This is a genomic window from Chitinophaga ginsengisegetis, from assembly GCF_900168065.1.
GTDB classification, from domain to species: Bacteria; Bacteroidota; Bacteroidia; order Chitinophagales; family Chitinophagaceae; genus Chitinophaga; species Chitinophaga ginsengisegetis.
On sequence record NZ_FUZZ01000001.1, the window covers coordinates 3,457,864 to 3,474,743 of the forward strand.

General features: G+C 45.9%; 15 protein-coding genes. 5 read left to right on the forward strand and 10 right to left on the reverse strand.

The window, feature by feature from the left end; all coding sequences use genetic code 11:
• Positions 1-65 precede the first annotated feature (65 nt).
• From B5Z18_RS13755 to B5Z18_RS13790, 8 genes are all read right to left on the reverse strand, one after another.
• Positions 66-641 (reverse strand): Crp/Fnr family transcriptional regulator, encoded by a 576-nt coding sequence (locus B5Z18_RS13755; RefSeq protein ID WP_079470084.1) that lies wholly within the window; start codon positions 639-641, stop codon positions 66-68.
• Positions 642-716: 75 nt separating this feature from the next.
• Positions 717-1,742, reverse strand: coding sequence for a type IX secretion system ring subunit PorN/GldN (porN, locus tag B5Z18_RS13760; protein ID WP_079469904.1), 1,026 nt, complete (start codon positions 1,740-1,742; stop codon positions 717-719).
• Positions 1,743-1,763: 21 nt separating this feature from the next.
• Entirely contained in the window at positions 1,764-3,302 is a 1,539-nt protein-coding gene (gene porM, locus B5Z18_RS13765) for a type IX secretion system motor protein PorM/GldM (RefSeq protein WP_079469905.1), read from the reverse strand.
• A 55-nt stretch (positions 3,303-3,357) separates the two neighbouring features.
• The gene (gene porL, locus B5Z18_RS13770; protein WP_079469906.1) at positions 3,358-4,101 is read right to left on the reverse strand and encodes a type IX secretion system motor protein PorL/GldL; all 744 of its coding nucleotides are present in this window, start codon (positions 4,099-4,101) and stop codon (positions 3,358-3,360) included.
• 140 nt (positions 4,102-4,241) lie between these two features.
• Entirely contained in the window at positions 4,242-5,525 is a 1,284-nt protein-coding gene (porK, locus tag B5Z18_RS13775; protein ID WP_227024431.1) for a T9SS ring complex lipoprotein PorK/GldK, read from the reverse strand.
• 271 nt (positions 5,526-5,796) lie between these two features.
• Positions 5,797-7,842 (reverse strand): thioredoxin domain-containing protein, encoded by a 2,046-nt coding sequence (locus B5Z18_RS13780; RefSeq protein ID WP_079469907.1) that lies wholly within the window; start codon positions 7,840-7,842, stop codon positions 5,797-5,799.
• Between the two features lie 174 nt (positions 7,843-8,016).
• The gene (locus B5Z18_RS13785) at positions 8,017-8,808 is read right to left on the reverse strand and encodes a uroporphyrinogen-III synthase (RefSeq protein WP_079469908.1); all 792 of its coding nucleotides are present in this window, start codon (positions 8,806-8,808) and stop codon (positions 8,017-8,019) included.
• A 35-nt stretch (positions 8,809-8,843) separates the two neighbouring features.
• Positions 8,844-9,896 carry a DUF4271 domain-containing protein gene (locus tag B5Z18_RS13790; RefSeq protein WP_143313570.1) on the reverse strand — a complete coding sequence of 351 codons (1,053 nt, stop codon included), beginning with the start codon at positions 9,894-9,896 and terminating at the stop codon, positions 8,844-8,846.
• 217 nt (positions 9,897-10,113) lie between these two features.
• Between B5Z18_RS13790 and hemW the strand changes: the two genes are divergently transcribed.
• A complete protein-coding gene (hemW, locus tag B5Z18_RS13795) occupies positions 10,114-11,241 on the forward strand; it encodes a radical SAM family heme chaperone HemW (RefSeq protein WP_079469910.1) in 1,128 nt (375 codons plus the stop codon).
• A 65-nt stretch (positions 11,242-11,306) separates the two neighbouring features.
• On the opposite strand, the gene B5Z18_RS13800 is transcribed toward hemW, so the two are convergent.
• Both B5Z18_RS13800 and B5Z18_RS13805 read right to left on the reverse strand, forming a co-directional pair.
• Positions 11,307-12,281 carry a deoxyhypusine synthase family protein gene (locus tag B5Z18_RS13800; protein WP_079469911.1) on the reverse strand — a complete coding sequence of 325 codons (975 nt, stop codon included), beginning with the start codon at positions 12,279-12,281 and terminating at the stop codon, positions 11,307-11,309.
• 152 nt (positions 12,282-12,433) lie between these two features.
• Positions 12,434-12,886: a hypothetical protein gene (locus B5Z18_RS13805; RefSeq protein WP_079469912.1), complete on the reverse strand. Its 453-nt coding sequence runs from the start codon at positions 12,884-12,886 to the stop codon at positions 12,434-12,436.
• Between the two features lie 302 nt (positions 12,887-13,188).
• Here B5Z18_RS13805 and B5Z18_RS13810 point away from each other — a divergent pair, with 302 nt between their 5' ends.
• From B5Z18_RS13810 to B5Z18_RS13830, 4 genes are all read left to right on the forward strand, one after another.
• Positions 13,189-13,788, forward strand: coding sequence for an acyl carrier protein phosphodiesterase (locus B5Z18_RS13810; RefSeq protein WP_079469913.1), 600 nt, complete (start codon positions 13,189-13,191; stop codon positions 13,786-13,788).
• Positions 13,789-13,885: 97 nt separating this feature from the next.
• The gene (locus B5Z18_RS13815; protein WP_079470086.1) at positions 13,886-14,482 is read left to right on the forward strand and encodes a DUF2911 domain-containing protein; all 597 of its coding nucleotides are present in this window, start codon (positions 13,886-13,888) and stop codon (positions 14,480-14,482) included.
• Positions 14,483-14,861: 379 nt separating this feature from the next.
• Positions 14,862-16,001, forward strand: a complete 1,140-nt coding sequence (locus tag B5Z18_RS13825; RefSeq protein WP_079469915.1) for a cystathionine gamma-synthase — start codon at positions 14,862-14,864, stop codon at positions 15,999-16,001.
• 143 nt (positions 16,002-16,144) lie between these two features.
• Positions 16,145-16,880: TIGR02757 family protein (locus B5Z18_RS13830; RefSeq protein ID WP_079469916.1), on the forward strand; the 736-nt coding region annotated here is incomplete at its 3' end.

The window sequence follows — 16,880 nt, forward strand, 5'->3', positions numbered from 1 at the left end:
TTGTGTATGATTTAATACAAAACTAGGCGGGTTGGAGGTAAAAAATCTTTGTGCAGATCAACATTTTATAGTTTCACGGTACTTAATAATTTGCTGAAAGTAGCGGGGTCGATCCCGAGGTAGGAGGCGAGATATTTATGTGGGATCAGCTGCAACACATGCGGGCTGCGGGTAAGCAGTTTCCTGAATTTCTGTTCTGCAGTGAAAGACAGTAATTCATTATTCCTTTCCAATACGCCGGCCATTGCGGCAACAGTTCCGAGGCGGACCCATCTTTCTATAATGGGATATTCGAGGGTAAGCCGGTTAAAGTCGGCGTATGACATCCGCAGGAATTCGCTGTATGTGAGGGTTTCCAGGTACCAGGGCGACGGTTGCTGGAGCTGGAAAGAATCCAGTACACCGGAGAAAGATCCGGTGTAGGTAAATACCAGCGTGGATTCCTTGTCGCCTTCCAGGGAAAACACACGCTGTACGCCGGCAGTTACGAAGTAGAGATACTTTTCTATCTCGCCGGCGGCGGTCATCACTTCCCTGCGTTTAAATTGTACAGGATGCCAGCAGGCCGCCAGTGCCTCCCATACTGGATCCGGGAGGGGCATGATCTGGAAAACGGTTTTATGCAGCAGCTGAAGGGACATACTGAAAGATAAAAAAAGAAAGGCAATCAGCATAACTGATTGCCTTCCCGGTATTGATCGGTGATCATTATTTGATTAGTACTGCCAGAGGTCCTGCTCTTTATTAAAGATACGGTCGTGAATGGCCTGTCCTTCCAGGAGGCGCATGGTACCGTCTTTAATGTAGTCTTTGATCTCGCGGTTGTAGGTATTATTTTCCTTTACTATGTAGCTGCCAAAGAAGCGCATTTCAAAAAGGTCTTCCCAGCTGATAGTGGATGCATCGTTATTCTGGTTGTACACGTCGTGTTTGGCCAGGATAGCGCGGCAGTCCGGATAATACACCCAGAATAAAGGAATGGATGCGCGAATGCTGCCATCTTCATTTATACGGGATACCATAGGAGCTATACCCAGTATGCGAACTTTGAGGGCGGAAGCTTCTTTGTCGAATACCCAGACTTCTTTTATTTTGTACTGTTTAATGGTACGTGCATCAAAGTCGTCGCGGGTAGTCACCATTTTCTCTTCGCCGGTTACCGGATCTATACTGCGTACGGTTCTTTCTTCCCCTGCAAGTTTAGTTTGTATTTCGGAGTAGGGCATTACAGTGGTAAAGCGGTCATCGATAGCGTTGAAAGCTTCGATCTCTTTATTCTTGATAGCGTCGAGCAAAATATTGATGAACAGCTGATTGGTACCAGACTCATCTTCCACATTGTATTGGAAGGGGAGGTTGATCTTTTCCCTGATATCGATTACCTGCCATACACGTTTTTCCCAGAACCGGTCATCCTCGCGGATGTAATCGTAGGCAATTGGTGTACGTTCTCTGGCAAGGTTTCTTTCCACCACACCATCCACTCGCAGTGATTTGCGTGGAGTGTCTACCAGCGGGGCTGATATCCCATCCGTACGCAGAGAAGCAGGAGGAGCAGAAGAAGGAGGAGGAGGCGTTACAGCATTCCCGGTAGCCGGGTTTACTACGCTATCCTGTGGTGTTGCTGTAGTAGCAGTTCTGCGGCGTGTTGTACCACCGCGGCGTTGCGCATCAGCAGCTGTTGCCAGCATTACCAGCAAAAGAGTGCACCAACCAATTCTGTTAAATATTACTGCTCGCATAATTCAGTAATTAATGGACCGTTAGTTTAATTTAAATATAGTACTCGGCATGGAACGAACCACATTATCCGGGCCTTTCACTTTTACGTTTTCAAAGAAAACCTCATCGCCTGGGCGCAGTGAACGGATGGACGCAGCTACGTTTCCTGGGAAATAAGCAGAAGTAGCATCGCCTTCCTGGTATTCTTTGCCTTTTGCAGAGATACCTACGCGGTAACCGATTACTTCATATTTCACGCCTTCAAATTCAAAATCTTCAAGGTCGGCACGCAAGCCACCCTGTACTTTAAAGTCAGCTGCTTTCATGCTGCCGCCTTTATTAACTCCCACTTTCAACACCGGATCCGGAACACGTTTTACACGGAATTCTTTCTGGCCGAGTGATTTGGTTTTACCATCGATGTTAGCGACTACGTTAATCACTGCTTTGCCTGGCTGGCTAACAGTTACGAGGTATTCGCCGGAACCGCGTTTGGTCATATTACCACCTGATATAGAAGCAGACACCTGTTCGGCAGGTACACCCGCAGCAGAAATCGAGATAGGATTCTGCAGGCCGATATACAGCACGTTCATTTTATCTGCGGAGATGGAGGTAGCAGAAGCACCTACATTATAAGTTTCGGTAAAGGAATAGGATTCAGGAGCGCCACCAGTTGGGCTAGGTAAGGTAATAGACCCGGTAAGTGTTTTTTCACCAATGCCGGAAACAGGAACAGTATATACTCCTAAACCTTCATGTGCTTCAATGGTAGTACCATTTACAACAATAGTCGGATTAACCGTAGTGCTGTAAGCACCCACTGCGATGTTGGCAGTTAAGGATTGTCCTTCCATCAGGTTTTTGGAATTCAGGGAGATAAAAGGTCTTACTTTATCGAATTTGAAAGTATTCGCATCAATCTGACGGAACAGGTCATCGATAATGGCAGACTCAGAGTTTTTGATATCATTCTGGAATTTACCCAGGATGGTTACTGCAGCGATAGTAGGCACCATGTTGAAATGGTAGGTAGTCCACGATTTAGGACCGCCGCCATGTTCATCATTTGATTTACCTACTTCAATTTTCAGTGGTAAAGTTTTTGCGAATTGATCTTTCTTTTTAGGATCAACGAAAGTGAGCAATTGGTTACGTAAATCTTTCAGTTTAGCTTCCAGTTCAGGACCTTTCTTCATATTCTCCATTACCCTTGTAGGAGCATCCAGGCCGGCTTTATCCTTGATTTCGCCATGTTCATCAAAACCGCCACTTTCTGTAATGATGGTTTTCTTTAAAGATTCAACATAGTCGTACATGCTGGCGGATATTTGCTTCACCTGTTGGGCTTTTGCTCTGAGAGGTGCTGTTTTTTCCGCATTATCCTTCATCTGTGCATCAAATTGTTTGTAGATGAAGTCATTCTTGTCAGCTAAGGATTTATTTGAAGTATTGATTGAATTATTTACGATACTAAAAGCGTTCAATATTTCAGCAGAGACGTTCAACGCCAGCATGGCCGTCAAGACCAGGTACATGATGTTGATCATCTTCTGCCTAGGATCTTTAGGTAGTGCCATAGTTTGTTTTCAGATTTAATTGATATGTGTTAATTCAGAAACTATTAGCGTTACCTTATCTTCCTCCGTGCATAGCGCTCAGCATATTACCATAAATTGAGTTCAGGTTGCTGAGGTTTTTAGCGAGCAGGGAAATTTGTTCCTGTGTTTTCTTGGCATCTTCAATGCTGCCACTCATAGCACTGGAAGCATTCTGCAGGTTGCTGTAGAATGAATTCATTGCTTTCAGGTGGTTGTTGGTGTCCTGGAGTTCCAGTTCGTAGATAGCATTGAGGGAAGCCAGATTTTTAGTCATACCCTGCATCTGTACATGGAAATCTTTAGTAGACTCTGATGCACTGTTGAAAGAAGATACGGCAGCAGCGGCAGTAGTGTAAGCATTTGCTACATTACCAATAGCGCTGGCAGCTTCTCTTGTTTTCTGTGTGTAATCTCCGGTAGCAGCTACTACATCGCTGATGTCTCTCATCTTGTCAACGGTAGTACCCAGTTTCTGGAAGTTTTCGCTTAAGCGCTGCAGGTTAGCAGGTGTGATGTCTGCTTCCTGGAGCATTTTGTCCAGGCCGGCTACAGCTGGACTTCCTGCTACCGCTACCACCTGGCCTTCAGTGTGTGCGCCGGTATCAGGTACAAAAGCGTAAACGAAAAAGATGAGCGCTTCAACACTCAGACCCAGGATCAGAGCGATGTCAGCTCCGCGCCAGTGCTGTAATTTGAACAATGCTCCTACGATTACCACGGAAGCCGCAATACATACGAAAAAGTTCAGCCATTTAGCTTTGTTAGGATTCATAGCCATAGGTTAAAATTTACTGGTTAAAATGTTAGTTAAAGTCTGTATGGAATAGTTAATTCTCACTGATTTACTCATAATAGTGTACATACTACAAAGGTTTCTTTGGTGTTAATAAATACAGGCTATTACTGATTTTAATTATCCTATCTGTGCTTTACTCGTCTGCTCAGGGCAATGGTACATCTGAAACCAACATAGGATTTCGAACTGTCCTGATACTCATATGTTCTGGTACCTGTTTGAAGGAAATATCCTACGTCTTTCCATGAACCGCCCCTGATTGCTTTACGCTTCATCTTTAATGGTGCATCATCCGGTACATCCATTCTCAGATATGGGTTCATATCTGATGTGAAAGAATAGGCATTTTCGTAAAAGATATCTGCTGTCCATTCTGCAACGTTGCCGGACATGTTATATAAACCATAATCATTGGGCCAGTAAGCATCTGCGCGAACTGTGTAAAAACCGCCATCTTCCGGATAATTACCACGGCCTGGTTTGAAGTTGGCCAGCAAACATCCCTTTTTGTTACGGATGTAGTAACCACCCCACGGATAAGGCGTTTGTTCTCTTCCGCCACGTGCAGCATATTCCCACTGTGCTTCAGAAGGTAACTGGAATTTATCTTCCGTAAACAGCTTCTTGCTGGCGCGGTAGTCTTCCCAGAATTTACTTCTCCACTCACAGAAAGCGGTTGCCTGGTGCCAGTTTACACCTACCACCGGATAGTTATCAAACGCCGGATGCCAGAAGTACATACGTGTCATCGGCTCGTTATAGGCGTATGAGAAATCCCTGATCCAGCACAGTGTATCCGGATAAATGGGCACGTCTTTCTTTACAATGAACGTAGAACGCGGCTTGCCGAAATTCTCTCTCAGCTTTGCTTTATCCCAGTTAAAGGTTTCCTGGTGGTAAATCAGTTTACCCACGTCAATATCCTTACGGCCATATAACCGGTCTGCTTCGGTATATACCATCGCATCCAGCTTCTCAATGGTCGCTTTGTCTTTCCAGACAATCTTCTGCTTCCAGTCAATCACATCATGACCGTCATCAGATTTTACATGACCCAGCAAAATGTGTGCAATAGAGTCCTGTACCCAATTCACAAACTGACGGTACTCGTTATTCGTAATTTCCGTAGCATCCATATAGAAGCCGGAAATAGAAATCGACTTGTTACGCGCAGTGTATGCATAGTTTACGTCCTCATCACTGGGACCCATGTGAAAAGTTCCGGCTGGTACGTATACCATCCCATACGGTACAGGGGGAGAGTACTTCGGTCTCGGACTTACGCCGATCAATTGCCCTTGCGCATTTTTAGGGGTTTTACTACCGCCACAGCTGGCCAGCAGGGAAACCAGCAAAACTGCCAACAGACCTTTTACATAGTTAAGCTTCATAAGGGTAGCTTTCATCAGAATATGTTTTTTCTATTAACCAGCCTGGTGTGATTTGCCTGTATACAAGGGAACACATTTCTCATTTTTTCACCCGCTTTGTTTATATGAAAGATAGCAAATGTAATAATTAATTTTAATCCGTAGTGACTTTTTATCCAACTTTTTCAATTCGCCTTATATCCGTTCTGTAACTAGTTTAAACGCGCCTTTTAACATTTTATTATATAAACGTAATAACATTTATTGAATCAATAGCCTCCCTTACAAACGGCAAGTTACATAATTATTATATTAAATTAATAATTTCTTCTATATAATGTACGGGCTTAATGCAATGATAATCTTTACATAAATACACCAAAGTGTCATTTTCCCGCTCCCGTTCGGTCAGCAGCGGAATTGCCGGAATATTTTTTTCTGCGCCGACAAGAACCCTGTACGGGATAAACCATTTTCCCGCTTCATTCATTCTTTCCCTGAAATCTTTTCCAACAATGGCCAGTTCGGGGGTACCCTTTACCAGTTGTAATAACTGGCTCGCCCACACGCCAAAGGAAGTAGGGTATCTGACTATCGTTTGCGACAGGCTGGAAACGGCTTCCACACAACGGTTTGTCCATTCCTTCTGATCAAAAACAACAGAAAGGTACCAAAGGTTCTGCATCATTACCGCATTTCCACTGGGCACCGCCCCGTCGTAGATCTCCTTCTTCCGCACAATCACATCGTTCTGACCTTCAATAGTATAATAAAAAAACTGTCCCGCTTCATCACCGAAATGAGCTATCACAAACGCCGTAATATCACGCGCCTCGTATAAATACTGCGTGTCACCGGTAACTTCCTGCAATGCTATCAGCGCGCGGATCAAACACGCATAATCATCCAGGAACGCCGGATACTTTGCCTGGTCCTGTTTCCATGTATGATAAAATGCGCTACCAGCGGCTTCCTGGCGGAAATTGGCCATACAGAAATCCATATTGCGGACTGCCATCTCCCGGTAAGCCGGTACACCCAATGCCGCATAAGCTTTACAGCAGGCATGTATCATCATGGCATTCCATCCCAGCAGGATCTTATCGTCCAGCCCCGGCCGGATACGGTTGGCCCTTACTGCCAGCAGTTTTTCCCGGCACCCCTTTAACATAGCCCCGAAAATATCCGCATCGTATCCCTTCTCCGCCGCAAAGGCCAGCAGTGGCTGCTGTACCCATAAAATATTCTGTTCTTCCCAGTTACCATGATCCGTTACATCATAATACTCGCAGAAAGGCTTCGCCTGTTCCCCCAGGATATGATGGATCTCCGCTTTGCTCCAGGTATAAAACTTCCCTTCCACGCCTTCGGAATCCGCGTCCAGGGCCGCATAAAAGCCTCCTTCGGGAGCAGTCATTTCACGGGTAATAAAGTCCATTGTATCCCTGATCGTTTGGGCGTATACCCCGTTGTGTGTCAGCTGGTAAGCATCGCACAACACATCAAGGAGGAGGGCATTATCATACAGCATCTTCTCAAAATGAGGCGCCAGCCATTTTTCGTCAGTGGAATAACGGGCAAAACCGCCGCCCAGCTGATCATAAAGGCCGCCCTGCAACATTTTATCGAGCGACAATAACGCCTGTTGCAGCGCTCCGGGATGCTGATACGCATGATGATACCTCAGCAGGTAGGCAATGGTAAAGGTTTGCGGGAACTTCGGCGCCCGCCCAAAACCACCCCAGCGGGTGTCGGCCTGCTTCAGTATATTTTCGCAGATGGTATCACACTGCGCTTTGGTAAATAATTCTTCAAAGGGAATATTGAGGTGCAAACCAGGCTGCTGCCCAATCTGGGCCGACTGCTGTATATGCTGCACCAGGTTATCTGCCTGTGATTCAATCTCTTCCCGCTTATGCTTGAACGCATCGGCGAGTGACAACAGTACATCCGTCCAGGAAGGGCGGCTGTATGCCTTCACCGGTGGAAAATAAGTACCCCCGTAAAAAGGTTTTTTATCCGGCGTGAGAAAAACGTTCAGCGGCCAGCCACCAGCGCCGGTCATAGCCTGTACAGCATCCATGTAAATATGATCCAGATCTGGCCTTTCCTCCCGGTCTATCTTAATATTTATGAAGTGTTCATTCATGATGGCCGCCGTAGCTTCCTGCTCAAAACTTTCCCGCTCCATTACATGGCACCAGTGACAGGCGGCATATCCGATACTTACCAATATAGGTTTATCCTCCTGCAATGCACGTTGCAGCGCCTCTTCTCCCCACGGATACCAGTTTACAGGATTATGCGCATGCTGCAGCAGATATGGACTGGTTTCACTGATAAGCTTATTCATGGATTCCCCCCTACGCGATAAATAATGATTGATCTTCTATTTCTTCTACAAAGAAATTTATTTTTTCAGGATTACAAAGAAATATTTTGAAAACGGCCCCTGCACCGCCATAGCAGCAAAAAAACAGGGATGGCGTAATGCCATCCCTGCCCAGTTTTATCGCAGAAAAATTGCTTATTTCTTTATTAATGTAGTCAGGTACTGCTCCAGCGCAGCTGCCATAGAAGGCGCCTGTGGAAGTGGTGCTTTTACATCGAGTCTTAACCCTGCTTCTTCCACAGCAGCAGAAGTGGTAGGACCGAAGGCGCCGATATGCGTCCCGTTCTGCACAAATTCAGGCATATTCTCAAACAGCGATTTCACACCGGAGGGACTGAAAAACACGATCATGTCATAAGCAGTAGCAGCCAATACTTCCTTTACATCTGTAGAAACGGTTTTGTAAAGGGTAGCGGTAGCATAGTCGCACTTGTTTGCTTTCAGCCATTCTTCAATATCTTTCTTCTGGCTATCGGAACTCGGGAAAAGGAATTTCTCATTGTCCCGGTGTTTGTTCATTACCTCCAGCACTCCTTTGGTAGAACCGTCTGCTCCGTAAAATACCTTCCGCTTTCGATAGAGAATGAATTTCTGCAGATACAACGCAACTGCTTCCGTAATACAAAAGTATTTGCAGTCCTGTGACACCTTAATCTTCATTTCCTCACAAATCCGGAAAAAGTGGTCTACCGAGTTACGACTGGTGAAAATCACCGCCGTAAAGCTGAGAATGTCGATTTTCTGTTTTCTGAACTCCTTCGCTGGCAAACCTTCCACCCTTATGAACGGATAAAAATCCAATTTTATATTGAATTTCCTGGCCAGATCAAAGTAGGGTGACTTTTCTGTTTCAGGCTTAGGTTGAGAAATTAGGATTGACTGAATTTGTTTTCCTTGCAAATCTTTTTTTGGCCCGCCTTTTATCATACGTTTTTTGCTCTTGTGTTAACAATAGGCGATAATCAGGGATTACCAGTTAACCAGATATTCTGCAGCACCTTGGTTAATATTAAAACAGGCGCTACTTCGAATGCGCAAAGGTAAAGAAAAAAATGCAATTTACTGAAAGATAGGTACTGCCTAACCAGTGAATAAGATCTAATATACCGGTAGATAATGAGTAATACAATAAAAAACAAGGATATATATAGGAAAGTACGGGCTATTTCGGGCTTACAGAAGGCAATTATCACCAGGAACGGCACCAGTAACACTCCCAAAATCTTGTTGATCAGGTAAAGAATGAAAATATAAGCATCCGCCAGCTCAGAATTCCCGAATAACCAGCCGCAAAAACGCAGCATAATATACTTAAAACCATACACCACGGCCACCATCACTATTAAACCAGGTATCAGCAACCAGGGCTCCGCCTGTGGAAATACCTGCTGACGATATAATACCAGGTAAAAATACAGCCCCAGCGCAATAGCAAAGAAAATATTCAGCAACATGTTAGGGAAAGGCGATTGCGACAACTGGTCCTTTAACTGCCGCTGACTCAACGTAGGATTCAGAAATGCACGGAACAGATCCGAGAAATATTTCCGGTAAGCCAGCCGGATCACGCTCAGTACCAGCAACACCCCCGCCATCAGGTAAATAAGCCAGTCCATATTACGGTAGGGCCTTATCGGGTTGGTATCTGCAAACCGCGGTTTGCCGGGTTTCAGGAAGACGTTTTCCTGCGATATCTTCTTCAGGTAAAGATCATATGCCGATACCGGCTTTTTTTTAGGCGCAGCCGCCAATGCCAGGCTATCTGTTTTCAGATTTGCCGTGTCCTTCAGCAGCTTTGTGGTATCCTTTTTCACCCGCGCAACAGCCGGCAAAGCAGCCCTGGTGCTGTCTTTCTTAACAGGAGCAGTACGCGCCTTCGGGCGCGATGAATCTGCAGCTGTACGGGTAATCACCGGCTTTTTCTTTACTGCCGGCCGTACCGCAGCGGAATCTGTTGTTTGTGCCAAAACGGGCAAATAACCTAAAATGAATAACAGCAGTAACCAGTTTCGCACCAGGAAAATATTTTGCAATGACTTTAAATCGGTTTTTCAATAACCCGTTTCCCACACAAAGGAATCAACGGCAATTAACAACGTCCTGCCCACATAACAAAAAGGAAACGTAATTATGATATCGCAAAGATATTAAAATAGTCCATAGTTGACCGGAGTGTAGTAAAGGGAAGAAGGTATCTTTGCGGCCAATACGGGTAAACAATCATAAAACGTTATGGCCGGAATTTATTTACATATCCCTTTTTGCAAGCAGGCCTGCTACTACTGCAATTTTCACTTTTCCACCTCGCTGTTGCAGCAGGAGGCAATGGTGAATAGCATTGTGCAGGAAATCGCCCTGCAAAAAGATTACCTCGCACAGGAGCCGGTACATACCATTTACTTTGGCGGCGGTACTCCCAGCCTGCTGAAGGAGCAGGAACTCACTGCTCTCCTGTTGCACCTGCGCGCCACATTTGCGGTAGCAGCGGATGCGGAAATTACCCTGGAGGCCAACCCCGACGACCTTACGGCCGAAAAACTGGTGCAGCTGAAAGCCGCCGGCATCAACCGCCTGAGCATAGGCGTACAGTCGTTTCATGAAGAAGACCTCACCTGGATGAACCGCGCACACAACAGCCGGCAGGCACTGGATTGTATCAAACAGGCGCAGGACCTCGGGTTTCAGAATATCACCATCGACCTTATTTACGGAGGACCCACGCTCACCAATGAAGGCTGGGAACAAAATGTGAAGCAGGCTATTGCACTGGGCGTTCCGCATTTATCGTGCTATGCGCTCACCGTAGAACCGGGAACGGCGCTGGATCACTTTATAAAGAAAAAGAAAATGGCCGCCACCGACCTGGACAAAGCAGCACAGCATTTTGAAATGCTGATGGAATGGCTGGGAGCAGCCGGTTACGAACATTACGAAATCTCCAATTTCGCTTTACCGGGGTGGCATTCCCGGCATAACAGCAGCTATTGGCAGGGCAAACCCTATCTCGGGCTGGGCCCGTCGGCCCACTCGTTTAACGGCACATCACGGCAATGGAACATCGCCAACAACGCCCAATACATAAAAAGCATTGCGGCAGGTACGGTTCCTTTTGAGATAGAGTCGCTCACTACAGCGATGCAGTTCAACGAATACATCATGACGTCCCTCCGGACCTCCGCGGGATGCAACCTGGAATGGGTGGCAGAGAAGTTCGGAACCGATCATACCATTCATTTACTGGCGCACAGTGAACCGTATATTAAAATGGGCCGCATAGAGCGGGTAGGGGAAGCATTACGGTTAACAAAAGCCGGTCGCCTGTTCGCAGACGGAATAGCCGGCGAGTTATTCATCTTATAAAAAATAAAAAAAGCAGCGGAGGTAATATCCCCGCTGCTCTTCTATATAAACACAGTTAATGTTAATTACCATCCCAGGATATACGCAAACATCAGCGGCGCCACAATAGTAGCATCTGATTCTACGATAAACTTAGGCGTATTAATATCCAGCTTACCCCAGGTAATTTTCTCATTAGGCACAGCACCGGAGTACGAACCATAAGAAGTAGTGGAGTCGGATATCTGGCAGAAATAACCCCAGAAAGGCACATCTGTCCATTCCAGATCCTGGTACATCATTGGTACCACACAAATCGGGAAGTCGCCCGCAATACCACCACCAATCTGGAAGAAGCCAACACCCTTACCAGCGGAATTGTTGCGGTACCATTCAGACAGGTAGATCATGTATTCAATACCGCTTTTCATGGTAGACGTTTTCAGGTCGCCCTTAATGCAGTAGGAAGCAAAGATGTTACCCATGGTACTGTCTTCCCATCCCGGAACGATGATAGGAATATTTCTTTCGGCAGCTGCAATCATCCAGCTGTTCTTTGGATCAATTTCGTAGTGTTCTTTCATCACACCGCTCAGCAGGAGCTTGTACATGAATTCATGCGGGAAATAGCGCTCACCGGCTTCTTCAGCATCTTTCCATATTTTATAGATATGTTTCTGAATACGGCGGAAAGCTTCTTCTTCCGGGATACAGGTATCTGTAACGCGGTTAAAGCCCTGCTCCAGCAGATCCCATTCTTCCTGCGGGCTCAGATCACGGTAGTTAGGTACTCTCTTATAATGTGTATGCGCTACCAGGTTCATGATATCCTCTTCCAGGTTGGCGCCTGTACAGGAAATGATATCCACTTTACCCTGACGGATCATTTCCGCGAAAGAAATGCCCAGTTCAGCCGTACTCATCGCACCGGCCAAAGTCACCATCATTTTACCACCTTCCAGTAAATGTGTTTCATATCCTTTGGCAGCATCCACCAATGCGGCTGCATTAAAGTGGCGGTAATGGTGCTGGATAAATTGAGAAACAGGTCCCTTATTCATGTCATTTAATCATTTATACATTAACAGTCTGGCTAATAAAGCCTTAACAGGTGGCAAAGTTAAGATAATTTTTGCAGGGGCAAGGGCGTGGGGATAAAACAAAAAGGCCCAGGGTAAATGCCCCGGGCCTTGTATTTTTAACACTACTAAAACTAAGCTTTTTTCAAACGGCTGTATACTTTCATATTGGCGTCTGTATCGGTTTTGATGACAGTCCAGGTATCAGTACTTTCCAGCGTTACAAAATATACTACATTATCTGAAGACGCATATTCCACTACGCAGTAAATGCTTGTGTTAGGATACTTTTTATTCAGTTTGCTGAGTACTTTCAGTGGCAGCTGTTCTGCCTGCAGGTACCGGGAAGTAGCCAGCAGGGTACCGTCTTCCTTGAAGAAGGCAGTCACCTTGGTGTTACTCATGGTAAACTTGGCGGTAAAGGTTTTGTTATCGTCCGTGTACCACTTTACATCGGTAGCACCGTTGAAAGAATCATGGAAAGTACTGTTGATCTTGTTGTTAACAGTAGTTTCATAAGGGCTTGCGAAAAGCACATTGGCACTTAACACGAGCGCTGCGCTGACTAATAAAATAAGTTTTTTCATGGCGGAAAAAATTTATGGTGATTGTAATTTTTTTTGTTTTGATAAGTCAAAGCTACACCCGGAAGTGCCCAGTGGTCAAGGCATACTTTACTGATGGGGGCACATGATTAGTTGGGCTATCCGTTAATGAACGTCCGCCTGACCGGTGGCGGACATACGGCCATACAGACCAGCCATAGCCTGTTTGTTGGTGCCAACCTGCCAATGTTGCTTGGGCGAGAGTTAAGAAATTGTTAAAATGGATAAGGTTTTTCAGCGGTTGACCGGCCACTGCCAATTGCCGCATAAATGTGTATCTTGAGATGATGAATCACCTGGCCCATGCTTACTTGTCTTTCCGCCAACCGGAACTGATCACCGGTAACCTCATTGCAGATTTTGTAAAGGGCCGGAAAAACATGGCTGCCTATACAGAAGGCATCCAGCAGGGCATCCGGATACACCGGGCTATCGACAACTTTACTGACCAACATCCGGTAACGGGCAGGGCTAAACAATTTTTCAGGCCGTCCTGCGGATTATACAGCGGCGTGTTCACGGACCTGGTATATGATCATTTCCTGGCCATTGACCCCGAGCGCTTTACAAACGATTCCCTGTATTCGTTTGCCCGTTACGTTTATAGCGAGATTAACCAGCGCGCAGACCAGCTGCCGCCGGCTTTTTTGCAGATGTTTGAACACATGCAGGCGTACAACTGGCTCTATAACTACCATACTACAGAAGGAATTTCCAAATCCATCAGGGGAGTAGCCCGCCGGGCCAGGTATTTGGAAACCGATGGCAATATTGTATTTGCTGTGTTTATGGAACACTATGCCGCCCTGAAAGAATGTTACCAGGATTTCTTCCCCGAGCTGCAAACTTATGTGGAAGAACTGTTACAAACCGAAAACCGCTAACGGCTTGTTAAATGAGAGAACTACGCTTTTCAGATTCCTTAAAAAAAAGTAGGTTTGCCGCCAATAATCTATAAAAGAAATAAAGCTTTCCAGGATGATGAAAAAAGTTCTCCTTTTTGCCTTTGTAGCAGGTTTAATCAGCTTAAGCGCTGCTGCACAGGATAAAAAACTACCTCCACTTGATGCCAGCCCGATGGATATGGCGTATTACCCTGTAATGTATCCCTATGTTGTAAAAGTAAAAGGCGAACCCGGAACACTGGTAGCCAGAGTAATTTACAGCCGCCCGCAAACCAAAGGAAGGGATATCTTCGGGAACCTGGAAGAATACGGCAAAATATGGCGACTGGGCGCCAACGAGGCCACAGAAATAGAGTTCTTCCGGCCCGTGATCATCGCCGGTAAAAACATCCCGAAAGGACGTTATACCCTCTACGCCATTCCAACAGAAAAAACCTGGACCATCATTCTGAACAAAGACACCGACGTATGGGGAGCTTTCAAATATGATCAGAAAAAGGATGTGGTAAGAACTGCCCTCCCGGTATTGTCGCTGGATACGCCTGTAGAAGCATTTACAATGGTGTTTGAAAAAGGAGATCCGGGCGCCAATCTCATTATCGCCTGGGATAAAGTAAGCGTAAGCCTCCCTATTAAATGGCACGAGGGTTCCGCTGTTCCAAAAAAGAAATAAACCTTACATTATAAAATGCCGCCGGGGCGGGGTAAAAGCAGTGTTCTCCTGCTTTTGCTCCGCCCCGGTAACGTTTATACGAAAACTGTTTACACAGTGGTTGCTGTAAAAAGAAAAAGCGGTAAGAATACCGCCTTAAGAATTTTAACCATATCCTATGAAAAACCTGAAACGAATTTAGCCGGTTTATTCATATCCGTTAGTACCTAATTGGTGAACGATATAAAAATGTTCGTAAGCGTCGAATTTTATGCGATCATATTTTAATATATGCTAAAATGGACAAGTTTGCCCTTCATCAATTGGCCAATCTCCAATCGCAAAAACTGGAGTATATTTGGAAACCATCAGAAATTGATCATTCTAAACTATTTAAGACATGAAGCTGGGTACTAAACTCATACACGCAGGTGTAGCTCCCGATCCGTCTACCGGCGCTATTATGACGCCGATCTTTCAAACGTCTACCTATGTACAAAGTGCGCCAGGGGTGCATAAGGGCTATGAATACGCCCGGACGCAGAATCCTACCCGCGACGCCCTTCAGAACGCATTGGCAGCCATTGAAAACGGTACGCATGGCATTTCTTTCGGCAGCGGACTGGCAGCTACAGACGCAGTTATGAAACTCCTGAGCCCCGGCGACGAGGTAATTGCCACCAACGACCTTTACGGCGGCACCTACCGGATCTTTACCAAAGTGTTTGAACGTTACGGTATCCGGTTCAATTTCATCGACATGTCTGATGCCCGGAACATAGAAGCCCATATTACCCCAAAAACCCGGATGATATGGCTGGAAACACCTACCAACCCGCTTTTAAAAATCATAGATATTGCGGCCTGTGCAACGATAGCGCGTAAAAGTGAAGTGATACTTTGTGTAGATAATACCTTTGCATCGCCTTACCTCCAGAATCCGCTGGACCTGGGCGCTGATATCGTGCTGCATTCGGCCACCAAATACCTCGGAGGCCACAGCGATGTGGTTCACGGCGTAGTGATTGTAAAAAATGAAGACCTCGCCAAACAGCTGTATTTTCTCCAGAACAGCTGCGGCGCCGTTCCCGGTCCGCAGGATTGCTTCCTGGTGCTCCGCGGTATCAAAACCTTACACGTACGCATGCAGCGCCATTGTGAAAATGGCGTAGTAGTAGCCAATTTCCTCCGCAACCACCCCAGGGTGGATAAAGTATACTGGCCCGGATTTACAGACCATCCAAATCATGATATTGCCAAACAACAGATGAGAGGCTTCGGAGGCATGATGTCCTTTACATTAAAAGATGATAGCATAGAGTCGGCAAACCGGATCCTGAGCAACACACATTTATTTGCCCTGGCAGAATCGTTGGGAGGGGTAGAGTCGCTGATAGGCCATCCCGCCAGCATGACACACGCCTCCATTCCACGCGCAGACAGAATAAAGAACGGACTCGCAGACTCCCTGATCCGGCTAAGCGTGGGTATTGAAGACGCAGATGACCTCACTGAAGACCTCGCAAAAGCCATCGGGTGAGTAATAGATTTTAATTCTTATGCGGTAAAAATTATCTTTACCGGGAGCGTAAATATTTATCCTAACCATGTCCAGAGCCTCTTTATATCTGAATTGAAGATTCCGGTGTAAAAAGGCTTGTGGTAATACACGTGATTAAACTTATGAAGATCCAGAAACTAAGGGAGTTTTTAGATGCCAAGGCAGCATACTATAATCACCCGGACTTTATAGCTAATGATCCTATTAGCATACCACACCGGTTCACTGTATTGCAGGATATCGAAATCGCCGGCCTTTTTGCAGCTATACTGGCATGGGGAAACCGTACCAGTATTATCAACAAATGCACGGAACTAATGAAAATGATGGATGATTCGCCGTACGATTTTATCCGTCATCACCAGCCGCGGGATCGTATGAAATTACTTTCCTTCTGCCACCGTACTTTCAACGGCCTGGATCTGCTGTATTTTGTAGAGTTCCTCCAGCATTATTACACCAATGTAACATCGCTGGAATTTGCCTTCAGTGCCCACATCACCCCGCAGGATGAAAATGTGGAAAAAGCACTGATCGGATTCCGGAAAGTGTTTTTTGCACTGGAACACCCGGAAAGAACAGTTAAGCACATCGCCACACCGGCAAAGAACTCTGCCTGCAAGCGATTGAATATGTATTTACGCTGGATGGTGAGAAATGACGAAAATGGCGTGGATTTTGGGCTCTGGCAGCACATATCACCTTCGCAACTGGTATGCCCGATGGATGTACACGTGAGCAGAGTGGCCACCAGGCTGGGAATCATTGCCGAGCCAAAGGCCGACTGGAAAACAGCCACCGCCCTTACACACCAGTTGAAGAAACTGGATCCTGATGATCCTGCCAAATATGATTTCG

Bases quoted from the DNA above. Each gene is read 5' to 3' on its own strand.
- B5Z18_RS13755 (WP_079470084.1), bottom strand. From the start codon at position 641: ATGTCCCTTCAGCTGCTGCATAAAACCGTTTTCCAGATCATGCCCCTC.
- porN (WP_079469904.1), bottom strand. From the start codon at position 1,742: ATGCGAGCAGTAATATTTAACAGAATTGGTTGGTGCACTCTTTTGCTG.
- porM (WP_079469905.1), bottom strand. From the start codon at position 3,302: ATGGCACTACCTAAAGATCCTAGGCAGAAGATGATCAACATCATGTAC.
- porL (WP_079469906.1), bottom strand. From the start codon at position 4,101: ATGGCTATGAATCCTAACAAAGCTAAATGGCTGAACTTTTTCGTATGT.
- porK (WP_227024431.1), bottom strand. From the start codon at position 5,525: ATGAAAGCTACCCTTATGAAGCTTAACTATGTAAAAGGTCTGTTGGCA.
- B5Z18_RS13780 (WP_079469907.1), bottom strand. From the start codon at position 7,842: ATGAATAAGCTTATCAGTGAAACCAGTCCATATCTGCTGCAGCATGCG.
- B5Z18_RS13785 (WP_079469908.1), bottom strand. From the start codon at position 8,808: ATGATAAAAGGCGGGCCAAAAAAAGATTTGCAAGGAAAACAAATTCAG.
- hemW (WP_079469910.1), top strand. From the start codon at position 10,114: ATGGCCGGAATTTATTTACATATCCCTTTTTGCAAGCAGGCCTGCTAC.
- B5Z18_RS13800 (WP_079469911.1), bottom strand. From the start codon at position 12,281: ATGAATAAGGGACCTGTTTCTCAATTTATCCAGCACCATTACCGCCAC.
- B5Z18_RS13805 (WP_079469912.1), bottom strand. From the start codon at position 12,886: ATGAAAAAACTTATTTTATTAGTCAGCGCAGCGCTCGTGTTAAGTGCC.
- B5Z18_RS13810 (WP_079469913.1), top strand. From the start codon at position 13,189: ATGATGAATCACCTGGCCCATGCTTACTTGTCTTTCCGCCAACCGGAA.
- B5Z18_RS13815 (WP_079470086.1), top strand. From the start codon at position 13,886: ATGAAAAAAGTTCTCCTTTTTGCCTTTGTAGCAGGTTTAATCAGCTTA.
- B5Z18_RS13825 (WP_079469915.1), top strand. From the start codon at position 14,862: ATGAAGCTGGGTACTAAACTCATACACGCAGGTGTAGCTCCCGATCCG.